This window comes from Micromonospora sp. L32 (assembly GCF_052068055.1).
Lineage (GTDB): Bacteria > Actinomycetota > Actinomycetes > Mycobacteriales > Micromonosporaceae > Micromonospora > Micromonospora purpureochromogenes.
The window spans coordinates 125,246-143,656 of sequence record NZ_JBQHDD010000012.1 but is presented as its reverse complement, the minus strand read 5'-3'; the positions used below and the strand labels follow the sequence as shown (position 1 = coordinate 143,656).

Here is an 18,411-nt window from a genome sequence, read left to right as displayed (position 1 = left end):
CCTGTGACGGTTCGACTTCACATGATGGCGACATGATCAGTTGGCGTCGACGCAGGCCCCGTGTCGGTGTCTCGGCTGCGCAACACGACACGTGTCGACGCTTCGCGGTCGAGCCGGCGCCGCCCGGACAGCGGACGATAGTCGGCCTCACACTGTCGCGCCCCCGGCACTTGGAGCCGCTCAACGCCCTGCCGCACCCGATCGCCGGTAGCAGCAACGGCTGGTTCGTGTGGCGCGGCCAGGCGATCCCCCGGGAAGACGACCACTTCTTCGCACCCTTGCATGTCGAGCACTTGCACGAATACGCCCCGCAGCTTGGGCCGTATCTCGCTCTCCCACGGGGCTGGGGCGTGGTACTGGCACCCGGCTACGAGGACGTCTGGTACGACGAGACTCTCCTCGACGTCTGACCTTGGCTCGGCATCACCAGGCCCCGCAGGTAGGCCAGTCCTGGCATCATCCGGCACTGAACCGCGGCGAGATGCGCGGTCTCCAGCAACGAGCCCAGTCGGCGCAACCACCCGACGTAGCGCGAAGTGGGCGACCACCATCGGTTCGGGCCGCCACACCGCCCTCGAGCAGCGGCTCGCCCGACAGCGCCAGTCGAACGCTTGTACGATGCGGTGGTGCGGGAAGTGGCGGGGCGCTGGTGGAACGGCATTTGGGGACGGCTGGGCCGCCGGGACGTGTGGCTGACCCGCGAGGTCCAGTGGAAGGTCATCGCCCGCGCTGGCGATGCCGAGACGGGTCGGGTACTGCGGTGGGATTTCGACACCGAGTCCGAAGCCCTCGCCATGGTCCAGCGCCTGCTCGCCGCGGACGCCGGCGGCAGGTGGCGTGAGCAAGACACTGACGCCGCCTCGTCCCCACCCCGGTGACGGCGCAAGGCCCGGCCGGCGGTCGCATCCCGAGAGACGGCGCCGCCGGCCGGAACCGTTCGGTCAGGAGCTGCAGGTGTTGAGCATGCTCTGCAGCGCGGACTTCTCCGTCGACTGCAGAGTCAGGCCCCAGCTGTATTTCACGGTGATCCACATTTTGCTGTAGGTGCACCGGTAGGACGACAGGGGCGGCTGCCAGGTCGAGGGGTCCTGGTCGCCCTTGGCCTGGTTGACGTTGTCGGTGACCGCAATCAGCTGAGGGCGGGTGAGGTCGTTGGCGAAGCTCTGCCGCCGGCTGGTCGTCCACGAGCTGGCACCGGACCGCCACGCCTCCGCCAAGGGCACGACGTGGTCGATGTCGACGTCGGAGGCCGCCGTCCAGGTGGCGCCGTCGTAGGGGCTGTACCAGCGGCCGGAGATGGCGGCGCAGGAGCTGTCGACGACGACGGAGGTGCCGTCGCGCTTGAGGACCTGCTCGCGGGTGTTGCAGGTGCCGCTGATGGTGATCCAGTGCGGGAACAGGTCCCGGGAGTAGCCGCTGGTCGAGCCCTGCGCGGCCACCGTCAGGGCGTTCAGCTGGGACTGCGCCGTGGCCTTCGACGGGATGCCGGGAGGCGTGGCCGACGCGGGCTGCGCGTTCACGGCGGCCAGCAAGGTTCCCGCGAGTGCCGCGACGGCGAGCGCGGCGGCGTGTCGTCTGGCGCGCGGGAATCGGGGAGAGGTTTGGGTGATCGACATGGCGGGCCTCCTCGTGGTGGTGGATGGCTACCGTCTCTAACGATCATGTCGATCGAAGGGCATGCCTGTAAAGGGATGTCGTACAGCCATCGACTGTTCGGCATCTCCCTGCGCCGCCGGCCGCGAGGCCCAACCCTGAGGGAAGGAGGTGAGGACTGTTCGGGTCTGCCCAAGGCGTGTCTCGCGGTGAGCCCTGGCCGCCGGCGCGCCAGCCCACCCGACGCCGGTGCCCTGTTGCGGCCACCGGTCGCGCCGATGCTGGCAAAACCCGTCGAGATCGTGCCGACAGGCCACGGCCTGTCCTATGAACCAAAGTGGGACGGCTGGCGCGCCCTGGCGTTCCGCCAGCAGGACGGGGTCTACCTGCAGTCCAGAGCCGGCCGTGACCTTGGCACCTACTTCCCGGACGTCCTCGAGGCGGTCACCCAGGCGGTGGCACCCGGCGCCGCGCTGGACGGGGAACTCGTGGTGTGGGCGGGAGATCGGACCGACTTCTCCCAGTTGCAGCGGCGGGTCACCGCCGGGACTGGCCGCGACGCCCTGGCCAGGAGCCACCCCGCCCACTACGTGGTCTTCGACCTCCTCAGCGCCCCACCCGGCCTACCACTGCTGGACAAGCCGCTCGCCGAACGGCGCGCCCTGCTGACGTCACTGCTCGCCGACTCCCCAGCACAGGTCACCCTGTCACCGCAGAGCACCGACGTCGGGCAGGCCACCGAGTGGCTGCACACCTGGACCGCCGCCGGCATCGAAGGACTGATGATCAAACGCCTCGACAGCCGCTACGAGCCCGGCAAGCGCGGCTGGCAGAAGTACCGCGCCTACCACACCACCGAGGCCATCATCAGCGGCGTCACCCCCAGCATCAGCAGTCCGGAGACCCTCCTGCTCGGCCGCCTCGACGAGCACGGACGACTCCGCTACACCGGCCGGACTCACCCCCTGCGGCCCGCCCAACGCGCGGAGCTGATCGACCTGCTCACCCCTCACACCGCAGCACCAGACGCCCATCCGTGGCCGCAACCACTGCCCGCCTCCTGGACAGGGCAGTTGGATCGGCCAAAGCCGCTCCCCTACACCCCGGTCCTCCCCGCGGTCGCCGCCGAGATCGAGGTCGACACCGCCTACGAGCACCACCGATGGCGCCACCTCGTCCGCTACCGACGCCCACGCCTCGACCTCGACCTCGCCGACGTACCAACGCTCGACAGCCGGATTTGACCCCCGCCAGCGCCTCCACTAGCCCCAGAACGGCCGGCTTGCGACCTCAGTCGGCGGTAGCCGGTCAGCCAGGCGAAGGTCCGCTCGATCACCCACCGGTGCCGGCCCAAGCGGTTGGCGGACTCGATGCTGCGGCGGGCGATGCGGGGTCGAATGCCGCGCTGGCGCAGCATCCGTCGCAAGTGCGGTTAGTCGTATCCCTTGTCGGCGTGCAGCTTGTCCGGGCGCCGCCTGCGGGGGCCGCGCCGGGACCTGACGGCGGGGAACCTGAATGAGGGATTCCAGGCGGCGGCTGTCGTGGGTGTTCGCAGCGGAGATCCCGATGGACAAGCGGAAGCCCGCCGCGGTCCGGCAGGGCGTGGATCTTACTGCCGGGCTTGCCCCGGTCGACCGGGCTCGGACCCGGTCAGCCCCCCCCTTTCGCCCGCAGGTAGGCGGCGTCGGCGGTGGCGCGGGACCAGTCGATCAACCCTTCGACCCGAGGTGGTCCAGGGTTGCCACGTGCAGCCCGCGCCACACCCGGCGGCGGTCCACGCCGCGAACCGGCGGTGCGCGGTGGCCCTGGACACCCGATCCCGGGCGGCAGGGCCGCCTCGCACAACCGGTGGTCAGCACGTACAGGATCGCCGCGAACACCGCCCGCGCGTCGATCGGCGGCGTACCTCCGACCTGCCGACGCCGAAGTGGTGGCAGGATCAACGGGGCGCCAGGATCCACTATTCGTCAGGCGCCCACTGCCGGATCAATCGCTCGTCCACAGTAGAAGTGGATTACCACCCCAGGCCAGCGAACCACCACCTGAGACACGGTCTTAGCGCCTTACAACGGAAGCTACTTCACACGCCCGGCGACTCAACCCGTCAACGGGATAGGCGTATACCTCAGGCCAACGATACCTGCGTCGTCAAGCGATGACTTCACCACGTCGCCGAGGAACAGATCGGTATAGGATCCCGGCACCCTAAAGGCACGCGAGCTGATGCCATCTGCGGCGCTGCGACGGAATGCCGGAAACTCGACCACTCGGTAGGAGCCATAGTCATGGATGATCGATGCTTCAGGGTCGACCACATTCAGCGTGGCGATCACCTGAACGATGTACATCCTTTCCTCGCCCAAAAAACCCTCGCCGATTAATCTGATATCCGGTGCCGCAACCATCGACAAAACGGACCAGGCTCGGCTATCACAAACCCAGTCGCGAATCTCTGGATGCCGGAAGATGTTGGGATGGGTTCCCAGCTCGCCTGGGTCCCACTCGAAGTTTGCGAGCGATTCGAATATTGGATACGGAGTTTCCCAGTCATGCTCCGTAACGTCAACCGGGAAGGCCTCCTCCCCGCCAAATAGATAACCATATTCATCCACTGAGAGTTCGGCCATGAAAGCCACATGCACTCCATCGATCAGAGACCTGACTGGTACAGCCCTAGAACCTAAGCGACGGTGGGCCCCGAAAGAGCCCACCGTCGCCTTAATCTCACCGCAGTTACACTCGCATCTTAATAGAACTCGTAGCGAGCATGTTGGTCAACGGCAGATAGATCGGATTTTGCTCGTCGCAGGAAGTCAAGCACACCTTGTCGCCCTCCGAGCCTATCAGCCCTCGCGACCTCATCGTTGATCCAGTCATAATACGAGTTGGGCGCCTTACGGCGGAACGTTGCAGCATGACCCTTCTGACTCATCCAGACACCGTTAACTGCGTCATTGATGTCGATGCCGTGGCGCGAGAGAATGCGCTGCGCTGGTGCCGCCAACTTGCAGCCGCATGGAACAATGTGGTGCGCTTGGGCATCGACCCCCGCCGGTTTAGCGTCACCAGAATTGATGAGGTTTTTGCCCAGCTTGGCGCTATTACAGTTATGCACCAAGACTGGGGTGTTGTCTGCGAGTACAAAGTACGTGTGGAGTGCGGCGACAGTGAGGTCGCGCATCGTTTTCAGGTCGAGGAAGTTGTCGACCTTAGCGACGGTGACCAGCTCGCCGTCCTTTGCTCGCAGCCGTTCGGCCGGCTGAAGGTCTCCGGCATCCACCCATCGGCCGCGGGTCTCACTCCAGAAGGGGTGATGCTGAGTGGTCTTCAGCTTGACGAAGTCCCCCTTCGCGACTTGGAGGGAAAGATTCGTCAGCGCCTTATCGCGGTTGACGTGCACCTGCTGCACAGGCTGGGCGCTGTTCTCGCCGGTCTGAGGATCTTGTGCGAGGACTTCTTGACCAGGGGCTATTTTGCTAATCGGCTGCCCGGTGCCGTCGGCCATGAGGACAGGTGTGTCAGGGTCGAAACTGTGGAGGCAGCCGTCCTTGGTCCGCGGGGCGTCGCCGCCATTACTCGCGGGTTTGCCCTTGGTTTTGGCCGCCGGACTCTTGACAGGAGCTGGTGGCGTCGAGACTGGGATGCGGTTCTTGGTCGCTTGCGTGCGCGCATCTGCGACGATTGCCGCAATTTCCCGCGCTTCTGCCGCTGGATTGATTTTTGGCGCAGCGCCAACTGGCGCCTTGCCAACAAGCGTCTTGACTTTACCTGCAACCCATTGCACGCCCTCCTTGCACCACGTCTTCAGCGCGCAGACGAAGTCGACGCCAGGAACCAGCGAGATGAGCGAGACGGTTCCGTTGACGTAGTCTTCCTCGGCGTAGTACCAGGCGGCATTTGCTACGTCGCATATCGTGCCGACAGGGCTTTGGGAGAGCCCACAAACCTCCAAAGCATCGTGGCCCTTTTGGGCGCCGGTTCTGCCCTTGAATCCCGTTCCGTTGCCTTGGCCGGAGCCTTCGATCTCTTCTTGGCAGGCGTAGCCGTCCTTTTGGTGAGTACACAGGCCGACAGGCGTGTCGACGCCCGCGTATTCGGCGATGATTTCACCCGTCGGGTCGCTGAAGGTGATGGGGTTGTTGGCGGCGTAGGTGTAGGCGGGTAGTTGGGCGGGGTTGCCGGGGTCGTTGATGGGGTCGACGGATATGAAGCGCCCGATGGTGGGGTCGTATTCGCGGGCTCCGAGGTGGGTCAGCTCGGTGGGGTCCTGGTACCCGCCGAGGAAGCCCTGGTTGTTGGGCCAGGCGACGGTCTGCCCGCGTGGCTTGCCGTAGGGGGTTTGTCTGCGCTGGGTGACCGTCTGGTTGGCGTCGTTGGTGACGCTGGTCTGGGAGGTGCCTTGGTGGTCGCTGGCGAGCCAGGTCACGCCGGTGACGGTGCGCTGGGCGATGGTTTCGTCGTTGAACGTGTAGTAGCGGGTTGCGGTGAGCGAGCCGGTGCTGGCGTTGCGGCGCAGCTCGGTGGAGCCCAGGAACAGGGTGCTTCCGGTGGGGTCGGTAGCGATGAGCCGGCTGCCGGAGGCGTCGTAGATGTAGGAGTTGTTCCCGGCGCTGTCTGTCAGCGCGGCGAGGTGCCCTTCGACGTCCCAGGTGAGGCTTTGCTGCCCGGCCGGGCCCGGGCGGGTTTTGGTGTTACCGGCCGCGTCGTAGGTGTAGGCGCCGGTGGTGGTGCCGACGTTGTCGGTGCGGCTCCATCCGTCGAGTCGGTGTGGCTGGTTCGCGCCGGGCTCGGGGTGGCTGTAGGTGGTGGTGATGGTGCCGGTGGGTGTGGCCTTCTCGGTCTGGGTGAGGCGGTTGCCGATGCGTCCCTTGGGGTCGTCCGGGGCGCCGAAGTTCCACTCTTGCCAGTACGGCGCGGGCCCGCCGAGGTCGGATTCGACGAAGTCGGTGTCTTCGCAGTCGGCCGAGGTGGGCGTCCATGCTCTGGTGAGGCGGCGCTGGTGGTCGTAGTCGAAGCACTGGGTGTCGCGGGGACGAGTTCCCGTGTTGTCGTCGATCTTGGTGATGTTGCCGCTGGCGTCGTAGTCGTAGACGGTGTTGGTGATGTAGGACGGTGCGGTGGAGCGGATGACAGCGCTGTTATTGACCCGCCCGGTTGCCTCGTCGTAGTAGTTCGATGACTTGACGGACTTGGTTCCGGTGAGCTCGCCGGAGCGGGTGATGGTGCTGGCCTCGTAGAGGTTGGTGTATCCGGCGTCGATGACGTAGTAGCTCTGGTCGCCGTAGTCGGTGCTGAGCCGATACGGCATGGTGTAGCTCTGGTCGTACTCGTAGGTGAGCTTCTCGAGGGCGAGGCCGCCGGCGGCGGGGAGGGTGACGGTGTTCGGTGAGCCGTTGGGGTTGTAGGTGGCCCTCGAGGTGAAGCTGCACGCCGTGGCGGTGGCGCCGCAGAAGCTTGCCTGCGAGGCGGGCAGCGTCAGCTTCGTCTGCGTCGGCCGGTACAGCGCGTCGACCGTGACGACCTCGTCGCGGTACTCGTCTGACCCGATCCAGCGGGAGGTGGACGCAGTGATGCCCTTGACCGGGAGGTCGTACTTGTTCTGGATGCGCATCGGGCCCGTGAGGCTGCCCTCACGGATGGTTTCCAGGCGGCCCAGCCGGTCGTAGGTGTACCAGAGGTCAGGGGTGTCGGCGCGGGAGTCGGTGCTCTTCTCCAGGTCGCCGACGGTGTTGTACTGCAGGGTGGCTGCGCCCTTGTCGGGGTCCTGGCTGGAGGTCAGCCGACCTTGCAGGTCGTAGGTGTAGGACCAGGTGTTGCCGGAGGCGTCCTTGACCGTGGCGAGCTGGCCGGTCGGGTGGTAGGTGTAGCTGGTTTCGTCGTAGCTACCGGTGGCCGTTTGGCCGTGGTATTTCCACAGCTTCTCGGTGCGGCCCTGGACGTCCATCCAGACGGTGGTGGCGGCGTCGCCTTCCGACGGCAGGACGCTCAGGTGGTCGCCGTGGTAGGTGGTGGTGGTGCGGGATTTCTCGACCTGGACGCTGGCTTGTGTGCCGAACAGCAGTGAGGTGGTGGGACGGCCGACGGAGTCGAACAGTGTCTGTGTCTGGCTGGGCACGTCCTGGTCGAGCGGGCTTTGGATCTTGGTCAGGTCGATCGGGCTGTCATTGTGGTAGGCGGCGTTCACCTTGCGAATGCGGCCGGCCGCGTCGTAGAAGGTGTCGGTCATGACGCGCCCACCGCCGTAGCCGGGCTCCTGGGTCTGCCGCGGCCGTCCGAGCGCGTCGATGAGGGCGTGGGAGGTGTCGAAGCCCGCTCGGGCGTTGATCGAGCGAGTGGTGATCGACGAGACGCCGGTCTTGGACAGGTTGTAGCTGTAGCCGATCGACGGGTCGGAGGGGAACGACGCCTTCAACCGGCCCGGCAGCCACACGCCGGTGTTGCGGCCCAGCGCGTCGTAGCTGTATTCGGTCGCGCGCAGGTTCGGGTCGGTGACCTTGAGAGGCAGGCCGAGGACGGGATCCAGGTCAGTGACCGTGTCCCACGCCAGCGGGTTGGTCGTGACGATCTTGGTGACCGGCCCGCCGGTCGCGGGCGTGTACGCGGTCTTGGTCTTCTCCCCGGCGACGTCCGTAACCTCGGTGACCCTGCCATGGGGGTCGTAGGTGGCGGTGGAGACGACCTGGTAGGTGCGCGTTCCGCCGCTGAAGCTCTTGATGGCTTCGGTTTTGGTCAGCTTCCCCGCTGTCGGCGTGGCGCCGTGGGTGGCGAGGGAGTCGAAGTAGAAGCGGGTGTCGGCGGTGATTTGCTGCTCCTGGGTGGGAGCGGTGGTGCAGAGCCCGGTCCAGCCGTGGACGCGTTTGGTGGGCGTTAGTAGCCAGTTCGGTGCGGTGAGGTTGCGGGCGTACTCGGTTTGGACGCAGCTTTCGTCGCCGGTCTTGGCGGTGTCGCCGGTGTCTTCGACGCTGACAGGCATGCCGCGGTTGTCGTAGGTCGTGGTCGTGCTGGAGCGGCGGAAGGTGCTGCCGACTGCGGTGCGGTAGTTGACCTTTCGGACCCGGGAGTAGCGGGCTTCGGCGATCGGCGTGCCGGCGCGCGTGGCGGTGGGCGGATCCGAGCGCCACATCTCGTTGACATTGGCGCTGACGATCTGCCCGCCGAGCCAGGTGATTTGCTCTCTCGGGGTGCCGGCGTAGTGGTCGTAGTCGTTGGTGGCGGCGCCTTCTCGCCCCTGGACGGTGGTGGTGCGGGTGCCGCCGGTGGCGAGTTTGTCGCCGTACATGCCTCGGAAGTAGAGGGTTTCGGTTTTGGTGCGGTCGGCGCCTTCACCGGTGTAGGTGATGACGGTGGGGTATCCGCGCCATTGTGACCAGGTCCTGCGGTCAGCGGGGGCGAGACCGGTGTCCTCGTCGTGGTGCCACAGGGGCTGGTTGGTGGGGTTCGGGTATTCGTAGGCGGTGCGCAGCGGCCGGGCACCCCCGGTGCGGTCGATTTGCTGCACTTCGGTGACGACGTACTTGTGGAAGTAGTCGGTGATGGGGCTGGTGTATGCGGGGGGCGTCCAACTCACCGGATAGCAGCGCAGCGAGTTGTTGTCCAGCGCGGCCTCGGTGGGCATGGTGCTGCCCTTGACGCATTCACGGGAGCTGTAGGTGACGTAGATTTCGCCACCGGTTTCGAGTGTGATGGAGTTGACGCGCCGCCAATTCATGGCCAGCGCCCAGTCGCTACCGGCGGCATCGACGCGGTTGGGCATCTGCATGCCGCTGAAGGTGACTTCGGGGGTGGTCACCGCGGTGCCGTTGAGGCCGCGGTGGGTGATGCCTTCGAGCCACAGTCCGGCGCGCGTGCCGTCGCCGGGGTCGGGGAAGCTGTGCCGCAGGGTCCACGAGTCGGCGTCCTGGTAGCCGGTGCCCTTCCACACCTTGGTGGTGACGGTGGTGAGGCGCTTGGCCGACCAGAAGGTCGGGGAGGCGTTGAGGCAGGCCGGGTTGGTCTGGTTGGCGGTGCACTCCTGGTCCCACGGGGTGTCCGGCCACGTCGTCGCGGTCTTGGTCGTGCAGTTGCTCAGGCAGCGGTCCAAGTTGGTGAACTCGACCCGCATCGGGGCGTTCTGCACGTACGGGGCGGTGGCCGTGTACTCGTTGCCGTCGCGGTTGTCGGTGCCGTAGTCGATCCGGTTCAGGTAGCCGGCCCGGTCGTAGCTGGTCGTTGTGGTGGTGGACTTGTTCTTGGCGTAGTAGTTGGTTTCCTTGGTCCACCACAGGGACATGGTGTTGCCGTGGACGTCCTGGACGTAGTCGAGGTTCCAGCGCCACGCCTGCCGCTTACCGCAGTCGGAGGAGGCGAAGGTGCTGGTATTGCAGGGCTCACCGGGGTGGTTGCCGAAGACGGGCACGGTGAGCACGGAGTTTGTCGTCGGTTTGCCCGCGGACCAGCCGGGCAGCTGGTGCCGGCCGAACCAGTACTGCGTGCCGTTGGCGGTGGTGACCTTCCAGTACTCGTTGTTGTCGTCACCGTTGCTGTAGGCAGGGGTGGTCAGCAGCTCGATCTTCGAGCCGTCCTCCCGACGGGGATGCCACTTGCCGTCGGTGCCCTTGAGCAACTCCACAGACGAGCCGCCCAACGACAGCACGGCGTTGTCCGGCCCCCAACACAGGTCACCGGTCTTGGTGGTGTTGTTGGCGGTGCCGCCCTTGTCATCGACGTCCATGTCATCGGCGCAGGCCTTGTATTGCCGCTCGATGAAGCCCGGCGAGTAGTCGAAGCCTTCACCGATGGGACCGGGCTGGTTGTTCGTGGCAGCGTGGCGGCCATCTACCGACTGGGAGGCGTAGTTCAGGCCCAGGGAGGGAGCGGGGCCGCCGGGGCCGGGCGGGGTCCGCATCGGGTATGACCACTGGAAGCCGCCGCTGGAGCCGCCGTGGCTCCACGACGCCGACGGCGAGAGGCTCGAGGCGGCGAAGTTACCGGTTCCACCCGAGGGGCTGCCAGCCACGGCGACCAACGTGCCTGTCGCGGCCGCAGATTGCACGCCGAAGCGCCGGGTGTCCGAGGCGGCCGCGGCCGGCCGCAGGGGAGCCACGGCGATCTCGGCGGAGACCGTCCGCTGGCGGACGTTGTTACGTGATCGCAGAGGGATGGGGACGCAGGTGGGTGCTGCCGGGGTGCTCATCGCGCACTGCGGGATCTGCACCAGCTGCAGCCGCGATGACCAGTCGGCGCCGTAGGCGGAGGCGAATTCGGCGTAGTCGACGGTGACGTCCACTGGCCCGGCGGAGGCGGACCCGTCCGTGCGGCCCACCCGAAGGAGCATGCCTCCGCGTGCCCCGACTGCCTCGGCCTGCGAGCGTGGCAGCACCTCCACTCGCACCCGCCCCGGTGAAACGGCCGAGGAAGCGCTCTTGGCTGCAGCGCGTACGGTCACCGGAAGAGAGCCGGCACGCCGGGCAGCCGTCGACGATCGGGGGTCCCGTGCGGTGGTGAGCGAGACCTCCGCAGCGCCCGCAGCCGGCCACCTGGGAGCCGCAGCTGCCGCAGCGACCGCTGTGGTCGGCGACGTCGTGCGGCGAGGAGTCACCGGTTTTGCCGGCTGCACTGGCACCGACTCGTACCGCTGGGGCTTCAACACATCTGCCGGTGCCGGCGCCTGCGCATGGGCGGGGACCTGGGCTCCGATGGTGGCGGCGAGGGCTGACACCACAGCGGCGGCCAGCAACCTCTGCCCTGGGCCGGGTGCGGGTAGGCGGCGCGCAAGCCGACCTGAGCGGGGAGGCGTCATCGGAACCTTCCTGATCGAGCGCGGTGACGGCGCGCAGAGCGCAGTCACGGGGCATGGTTGGGGCACGAAACGGTGCGGTGTCGGACCTGAGCGCATGGCCGTCGGGCGGCTGCAATGAGCGCGGGATCGGTTGGGGTCGGCGCGGCGTTATGGGCCGCGCCGACCCCGGCCTGTCAGGAGTTGGCCAGGCTGTTGATCAGCGAGGGGTCGAGGGCGCCCTGCCACACCTGCACGTCGTCGATGACGCCCTTGAAGTGGTCACCGGAGTCGCTGGAGCCGATACGCAATCGACCAGTCGACGGCCATGCCGGTGGCACGTTCTCAACGACGCCGGCCGGGGCGCCGTTGATGTACAGGTCGAGCTTTCGCTGTGCCGAGTCGTAGGTCGCGGCGAGGTGTACCCACTGGTTGAGGGTGGGAGTGCCGCCCCATTTGACCGTGGTGTACACCACGCCGGTGGAGGCGTCCTTGTCCGGTACGACGATGGCCCAGCTGGCTGGCGCGTTGTTCTGTCGTTGCAGGTAGAAGGCGCACCGTGCGGTGCCACACTGGGACAAGACGGTGTGGTAGGCGGTGAACGCCGACGGTTTGACGCGTGCCATGACGGTCCACGAGCCTTCGGTGCGCAACACCTGACCAGCGGTGTCGGCGGTGCCGCTGGTGCCGTCCAGGCACAGACCGGTGGTGAAGTTGTACCCGTCCGCGCAGAAGTCCGCCGCTGTGGCGGGCTCGCTCAGCGTCACCGGCCGGTTGTAGCCGGACGTGTCGGCCTGTTGCCGCGGCGCTGGGTTGTTGGGGTCTTCCATGTCCCACTCGCCGACGAGGACGGGTTTGAGGATCGGCTCAAGGTCCTCATCGGGGTCGATCACCCGATCCCACAGGCGTACGTCGTCAATCTCGCCTTCGAAGTAGTTGCTCTGGACGCCGTTGTAGTGCACCCGGCCGATCTGCATCACACCGGTCGACGACCACAGCGACGACAGCGGCTGCTTACCGGCCTCGACACCGTTGACGTAGATGCGGATCTCGCCGAGGCCAGCGTCGTACACGCCGGTGATGTGTTGCCACACGTTCACTGCGGCCGGGGGGGATGCGGCGACCGAGGTGCGGGTGTGGGTGGGGCTGTCGGCGGAGAAGGTGTGGAAATACCAGGAGCCCCCCTTGTCCCGCTGCAACTGCCATGCGCCGTTGTTGCTACCGCTGGCCGCCACGACGGATCCGAACGTGTTGGTGCTCCAGACCCGCGCCCAGGCGGAGACGCTGAAGCTGTGGGACGAGTCGATGGGCGGCTTGGTGGTGGTGGCGCCCCATCCCTTGCCGTAGCCGAAGCTGACCGCCCGCTGACGACCCTTGGTCTTGTGCGTGCCGGTCACCCAGCCGTCCGACCACTGCGGATTGTTGTAGAGGTTGATGACCGGGCCGCCGGCGGGGGTGGTGGCCTGGGCGGTGCCGCTGCCCTCGTCCATCCCCCAGACAGCGGTGGGAGCGGTCGGGTCTCCCGCGAGGAAGACGTACTCATAAATCGCGGACTGGTTGCCGGCCTGGTCGCGGCTCCTGACGAACAGCGTGTTGTCCAGTCGTTCGGTTGGGGTGACCCACACCGTGACGGACCCGCCCAGCGACGGCGCCTTCGCCACCCGCTGCGGTCCCGACTGTCCCAGCCAGTAGACATAGTCGTAGACGTCGGGCGCGCCGTTGGCCGAGAAGGTGAACTGCCCGGACAGTCCCTTGGCGCCGCGCGGTGAGTCGTTCGTCCCGACGGGCACGGACTCCAGGTACAGGCCGTCGGCGGCGGTGACCTTGGGCCTGAACGCTGGCGGGGAATAGTCGGCATACAGCTCGCACCACGGTGACTGCAAAGACGCGCCCCCGAGGGTGTCCTTGGTCTGGACTTGCCACCGGTACTGCTCGCCGTCGGCGATAGGACCGAACTTGATCTCCGCCTTCGCGTTCGGCGACACCCCTGCAACGGTTCGGGGCCAGCCGGACACAGGTGCCCACGCCGAGCCAGTCCACTTCTGCAAATTGAAGACCCCCGAGAGCTTTCCGCCGTTACTGCCATCAAGGTCCGTCAGGATTGCTTTGAGCCAGGGATAGTCCCCGCGGATCATCGGCCGATTCGCACCGATGACACAGGCCTCCCCCGGGCCCTCGTAGGTGGCATGTGTGGTCAGTTGACCGGCGGTCGGAGTGTTCGGGTCCGTGTTGTACTCCACCGTCAGCTTGGTCAGCGCGGGATCGAACTTCTTCCACCACTCCTTGGTGCTTTCCGAGCTACCGTCGGACTGCCGCGCCGCCAGCGCGAGCGTGTAGTTGGCCTGCCCCTTGTGCGCGTCGATGTCGGTCTTCAGGTTCTGGCTGCTGAACTCCATCGGCATGTCCGGCTGCGGGTCATCGCCGCAACTGGGCGCGGCCGGCGGCTTGTGGGCGTGACCGGACCGCTCTTCCAGCCACTTCTCCAAGTTCGGCCCATCCCAGCTCTGCTTACCCGACGTGGTCAGATCCGCGGTACGCCACAGGTTGACCGGAGTCGAGGTGCACGACCAGGAGTGCGTCATCTCCGTGAGGAACTTCGCCGAACGGATGTTCTTGCCACCAACACCGGAGAGGTTGAAGCGGAAGAACGACCGGAAGACTCCGGCCACGCCGGTGGGATCCAAGCCAACGCGCGCCACCCCGTCGTCCCGGGTAGCGTTCTGCGACCCGGCGTAACCCCACATCGACTTGTTGATCGACGTCCACGGGTCGATAACTACCGGGTAGACGGTGTCAGCGCCACGTAGCAGGGACAGATTCGGCCGGATCACCAGGTCAGCACCGACAACTTCGGTCGGAAGCTCCACCGGTTTCGCCAGGTCAGGTGCGGTGAACAGCACATCACTGTCCCCGTCCGATGAAGTCGTAGCGACAGTGCTCTTTCCCGCCAACCCGGCGCCTGGCTCAGGCGTCCCCGGCGAGTCCCACATCAGCGCGTTACCCGCAGACAGCAGCGACTTGCCGGCGGCATCGACCACGTCGAAGCCGCCGCCCACGCGTGCGCGTCTTGTCAACCCGGGAGTCTCCATCTGAAGCCGCAACGACTCCAGGGCCGGGTTCTTGGCCGCCTGCGCCGACTTCACCACCACGACCCACGTGAAGCCGTCCACCAAGGCCCGCACACGCAAGTCCACGTCCGGCAGCACGGAGGCGTAGACGGCGGTGTCACCTTCCAGCGTCGGCGTGGGCAGAGGCGCCGGCCAGGAGATCTTCACCAAGCCACCCTCAAGCGGCAGCTGCACCAGCGGCTCGGCACCACCAGGGGAAAATTGGCTGTCGGCGAAGGTGGCAATCGGTGCGACGACACCGGACTCTGTGCTCTCGAGGGTCGTGTCGACTTGGCGCCACCCGGAGCCGTGTCTGTCAATCCACCGGGGAACGGGGTAGGACTCCAGCAGCAGCGAACCCTGCGGCGTCGCCAACACTCGTGAGGACTCCGTCTTCGAGTGCGCGACCTCGACCGGCCTGCCCAATCGATCGGCAGCGGTCAGTGCCACAGTCTCCGGGCTATCCCCTACCACCCCGGGCTCCAGCAGGTGTCCCGCGACCGGCGCTGAAGCCACCGCTGGGACAGCCGACACGATCGAGCCCCCACCGGCAACCGCAGTCAGCAGCACCGTCACCACCACAGCTGACCGGTTAGCAACGCGTCTCACCTGGGCCGCCCAACCAGGCCCCACCCAACCACCCACCACAGCTCCCGTGATCAATAAGCAGATGGACCGGGACCCTAGAGAACGCTCGCGGCAGGAGGTAAGGGGCCGTCACAACTTGACACCACAAACCCCCCAAGCGCCCCCAGAACGGCCCCCAAGATCACCGAAGGTGACCAGGGTCGTCGCCGCAAGCCAACAGGGTCGGCATGAGCGACCGAAACAGTCGCCGGCCGGGGGAGTTCACGGTTTAGCCAAGCCACCAGGGACAGTCCTGACGCTCTGAAGAGGGGGTATCCTGCGCTGCCATCTCTGAGCAGCAACGAGGAAGACCGATGACGCGAACTTGGTTGGCCAGCACGTCGAAGCAGACAAGACACCGCCTTGTGCTGGCTGCCGTAGTCCTCACGGCGACGACAGCCTGTTCGCCGCAATCGGCCACGGGCAAGCCCTCCGCCGAGACACGGCTAGACACATCCCCGAGCGCCTCCGCAGGTGTCGTAATGCGTCTTGACAAGCAGGAAAACCTGTTCGGCTCCTGGCAGGAGGCGAAAAGTCGCATCCTGCACGGGCACGCCCAACGGAACATGGCCCACTTCAAGACCATCCTTGCCGGTGATCCCGGCAGCGCGGTCGGCGTCGCCTACACCTCCACCGACGAGAAGTACACCGCCCTCGTCAGCGGAGTGTCCGGGACGGTGACCGACCCGGTCGCGGCACTCGACGTGGTGTTCGACGGCCTTTACAAGCTGACCGACATCAAGCCGACCTCACCGGGCCCGCTGGGCGGAGAGGCGCGCTGCGGCGGCGGGAAAACCGACGGGGTCAACTTCGATGTCTGCGCTTGGGCAGACAAGCACACCATCGGCTCCGTCACGCTGATCGGCTACCCCGACGGGCACGATCCCGCCCCTCAGTTCCTGCTCGTGCGCACACAACTCGAGCATCCCGCACCCTAGACCACTGATTTCAGCCGCGACGGCAAGCCTGACGTACTGGCAAGGGCGATTCCACGCGAACCATGTACATATACCCAGGTCCGCCAACGGGCTGCTAGATGCCCGCGAACAAATCGCCGTCGGCTAGTGACACCAAGGGGCGGATCCGCCGACGAGGCTGGTCCGCCCCACCCTCGACAGATATGCCCGGCTGGAGCCACCCTTGTGAGACGAAAGAGAAGATCTGTATGAGCGACCAGCAACTTGGTCCCAGCCGGCCTGACACCATTGCAACGGCGCGCCGCCGCAAACGAACCCTTATCGTGACCGCCCTCGCCCTCCTCGTCCTGCTGCCGGCCGGCGCGGCGTCGTACTGGCTCGTCGACCGGCGGGAGGACGACGACCCGGGCGTGATCGCATGCCACTCCGCCGGCGTGCTTGTCCAAGCCGAGCGCGGCGAGAACGTGGCCTTTGATGAGGTCACGACGGTGGGCCGACTGTTCCAGAACTCGAAGCATGACGACCTCAAGGACAAGGGCGTGCTAGCAGCCGGCCTCGTGCATCGGGCACAGGACCCACGACGGGACCCAACCGTTCCCGGAGCAGACCTTCCCCAACGCCGATTGAGCGAAGTAATTCCTCAACTCGTCGAAGCATGTAAAAACCACGGCGCAAGCGTCGAAGACTGAGCTCAACCGCTGCGGGCCCGCTGTTCAAACTGGCAGGCGGCTGCGACAGGTTCAGTCGCCTAGGAACCACAGATAGCGATGGGGTTCCATCTGGGCGACCTCACAGAGCCGGCGGATCTCCGTTCGGCTCTCGTCATCCAGCGCAACGCCGGACGGCAAGCGGTCCAACTCGTCAAGCAGGGACGGCAGTTGACGAAGGTTGAACATCGTGTCCAGGAAGGCGCAGAGCCCACTGAGCATGGGGTAGGCCGACCGGTCGAGATCGATGAGGTCCTGCGACCAGTCAAAGCCGCGGTTTCCCTCGGCGACGATCGCCCCCTGCTCTGTCCTCACCTGCATGTCGATCACGACTTCACCGTAGATGTGACGTCGGGAGGTCTACTGCCGGGGCTCCGCCCCGGACCCCGGCCTTCCCTCCGAGATCAGCGAAGAGCGGGTGGGCGGCTCCCCTCGCTCAGGCACCGCGAGGGCTACGCGAGAACCCCCGGTCGCGCCAAGGCCAAGCCTGCCTGACCGAGGAGATCCCGCCGACGCGCCGGTGGCGTGCCCATGATGGGCCATCCACGGGCCAGTAGCCGCGAGGCACAGCGGTCACGAGCGAGCACCAGACGCAAATTAGCACCCCTGCACCGCAGGCGTTTCGGGCATCACGAGCGGTTGAGCACGCACTTCCAAACGGACGGTGCGCGTGGGGCTTGATGCCAGTGTCAGTGTTCTGCCGTTCACTGCCTCGGCCGAGCTGGGTTCTCTTCTCGCTCTACGCCAGCCACTAGCTGGACCTCAAAGGCGGTCGATCGACTTACTGCCAGTGACTCAAGCTCTTGCACGAGTGCTTCAACGTTCGGCAGTGAACAGCCGACGCGAATGAAGAACTCGGCACGGGATGAAACAGAAGTTGCCTCCGCCAAGACTGCCGCCAGGCGGCTGACCTCATCGCGGTTCAGAGTGAGAGTCACCTGATCGCCTTCGTACGCGCCCCGCACAAGTGCCCTCTCATCAAGCAGTCGTACAGCCATCCGTACAGCCAAGTACACCAGCCAGAGCCGACGCCGCCCGACAGTAACCGACGGCATGAGCAGGGTCAGGGGTAGCTCACCAGCCCTGACCTGCGCCGGCTGACAGGGCGCTTGATCTTTGCAATCAGGGGCTAGAGCTTTCCGCATGGTTGGACGGTCCGGTGGCCCAGCCGGTTGGACACGCCGGCGACGAAGCCAGGGTCGAGCATGGGCCAGTTCCAGAACTCGAATCCCAGGTAGCCGAAGCCCCAGGGCGGGCTCCATCCCCACTCGTTGATTCCGACAGGCTTGCCGCAGTGCTTGCATGCACGCACGCCGGTCCCACCCATGTACCACTCATCGATGACCGGTGAGAAGTCGCTCCAAGAATCTTTGTCTGGGTCGTCCACCACAACTGCTTTGCAGTGCGGGCAGACGACCTGGTCGACGCCCATCGAGTAGAACACTGACTGCCCCGTAACCAGGCGGAACCCGTTGGTGGCAAGTTCGTGCAGGTCATCCCGTGGTTCGACGGTCGCGGCGGCGTAGTTCGGCCCGGGGCGGTGCCCTTGGTTGCCGAGGATGCAGTCCGTCGGTTCGGCCATGACGATGCCCTGCTCAACCAGCCACGACAGCACCTCAGCCCCCAGATGGTCAGCCTCTTCGGGGGTTGCCTCGACGTCGGCAATAGTCTCGAACCATTCGCCCACCGCTCGCCTCCTCCGACCA

General features: G+C 66.2%; 11 protein-coding genes and 1 pseudogene. 5 read left to right on the top strand and 7 right to left on the bottom strand.

The genetic code is table 11. The features are described from left to right. Positions 1-32: 32 nt before the first annotated feature. Positions 33-410, top strand: coding sequence for an immunity protein Imm33 domain-containing protein (locus tag ACTMTB_RS27520; protein ID WP_441149093.1), 378 nt, complete (start codon positions 33-35; stop codon positions 408-410). 216 nt (positions 411-626) lie between these two features. After that, positions 627-878, top strand: coding sequence for a hypothetical protein (locus ACTMTB_RS27515; RefSeq protein ID WP_441149092.1), 252 nt, complete (start codon positions 627-629; stop codon positions 876-878). A 63-nt stretch (positions 879-941) separates the two neighbouring features. Here the strand turns inward: ACTMTB_RS27515 and ACTMTB_RS27510 are convergent, their stop codons facing one another. After that, positions 942-1,616: an HNH endonuclease family protein gene (locus tag ACTMTB_RS27510; protein WP_441149091.1), complete on the bottom strand. Its 675-nt coding sequence runs from the start codon at positions 1,614-1,616 to the stop codon at positions 942-944. A 255-nt stretch (positions 1,617-1,871) separates the two neighbouring features. Between ACTMTB_RS27510 and ACTMTB_RS27505 the strand changes: the two genes are divergently transcribed. Continuing rightward, entirely contained in the window at positions 1,872-2,837 is a 966-nt protein-coding gene (locus ACTMTB_RS27505) for an ATP-dependent DNA ligase (RefSeq protein ID WP_441149090.1), read from the top strand. 47 nt (positions 2,838-2,884) lie between these two features. Here the strand turns inward: ACTMTB_RS27505 and ACTMTB_RS27500 are convergent. From ACTMTB_RS27500 to ACTMTB_RS27485, 4 genes and pseudogenes are all read right to left on the bottom strand, one after another. Next, positions 2,885-3,049 (bottom strand): annotated as a pseudogene (locus ACTMTB_RS27500) (transposase); the annotation flags it as partial. Positions 3,050-3,689: 640 nt separating this feature from the next. After that, complete coding sequence (locus ACTMTB_RS27495) at positions 3,690-4,229, bottom strand: hypothetical protein (protein ID WP_441149089.1); 540 nt, start codon at positions 4,227-4,229, stop codon at positions 3,690-3,692. Positions 4,230-4,339: 110 nt separating this feature from the next. Beyond that, positions 4,340-10,894, bottom strand: a complete 6,555-nt coding sequence (locus tag ACTMTB_RS27490; RefSeq protein WP_441149088.1) for an RHS repeat-associated core domain-containing protein — start codon at positions 10,892-10,894, stop codon at positions 4,340-4,342. A 650-nt stretch (positions 10,895-11,544) separates the two neighbouring features. After that, positions 11,545-15,030, bottom strand: a complete 3,486-nt coding sequence (locus ACTMTB_RS27485; RefSeq protein ID WP_441149087.1) for a LamG domain-containing protein — start codon at positions 15,028-15,030, stop codon at positions 11,545-11,547. A 533-nt stretch (positions 15,031-15,563) separates the two neighbouring features. Between ACTMTB_RS27485 and ACTMTB_RS27480 the strand changes: the two genes are divergently transcribed. Together ACTMTB_RS27480 and ACTMTB_RS27475 are read left to right on the top strand one after the other, a co-directional pair. After that, positions 15,564-16,019 carry a hypothetical protein gene (locus ACTMTB_RS27480; protein ID WP_441149086.1) on the top strand — a complete coding sequence of 152 codons (456 nt, stop codon included), beginning with the start codon at positions 15,564-15,566 and terminating at the stop codon, positions 16,017-16,019. A gap of 227 nt (positions 16,020-16,246) precedes the next feature. Continuing rightward, positions 16,247-16,687 carry a hypothetical protein gene (locus ACTMTB_RS27475; RefSeq protein ID WP_441149085.1) on the top strand — a complete coding sequence of 147 codons (441 nt, stop codon included), beginning with the start codon at positions 16,247-16,249 and terminating at the stop codon, positions 16,685-16,687. 51 nt (positions 16,688-16,738) lie between these two features. Here ACTMTB_RS27475 and ACTMTB_RS27470 read toward each other — a convergent pair whose 3' ends face one another. Together ACTMTB_RS27470 and ACTMTB_RS27465 are read right to left on the bottom strand one after the other, a co-directional pair. After that, entirely contained in the window at positions 16,739-17,035 is a 297-nt protein-coding gene (locus ACTMTB_RS27470) for a hypothetical protein (RefSeq protein ID WP_441149084.1), read from the bottom strand. A 799-nt stretch (positions 17,036-17,834) separates the two neighbouring features. Beyond that, positions 17,835-18,392 carry a hypothetical protein gene (locus ACTMTB_RS27465; protein WP_441149083.1) on the bottom strand — a complete coding sequence of 186 codons (558 nt, stop codon included), beginning with the start codon at positions 18,390-18,392 and terminating at the stop codon, positions 17,835-17,837. Positions 18,393-18,411: the final 19 nt, after the last annotated feature.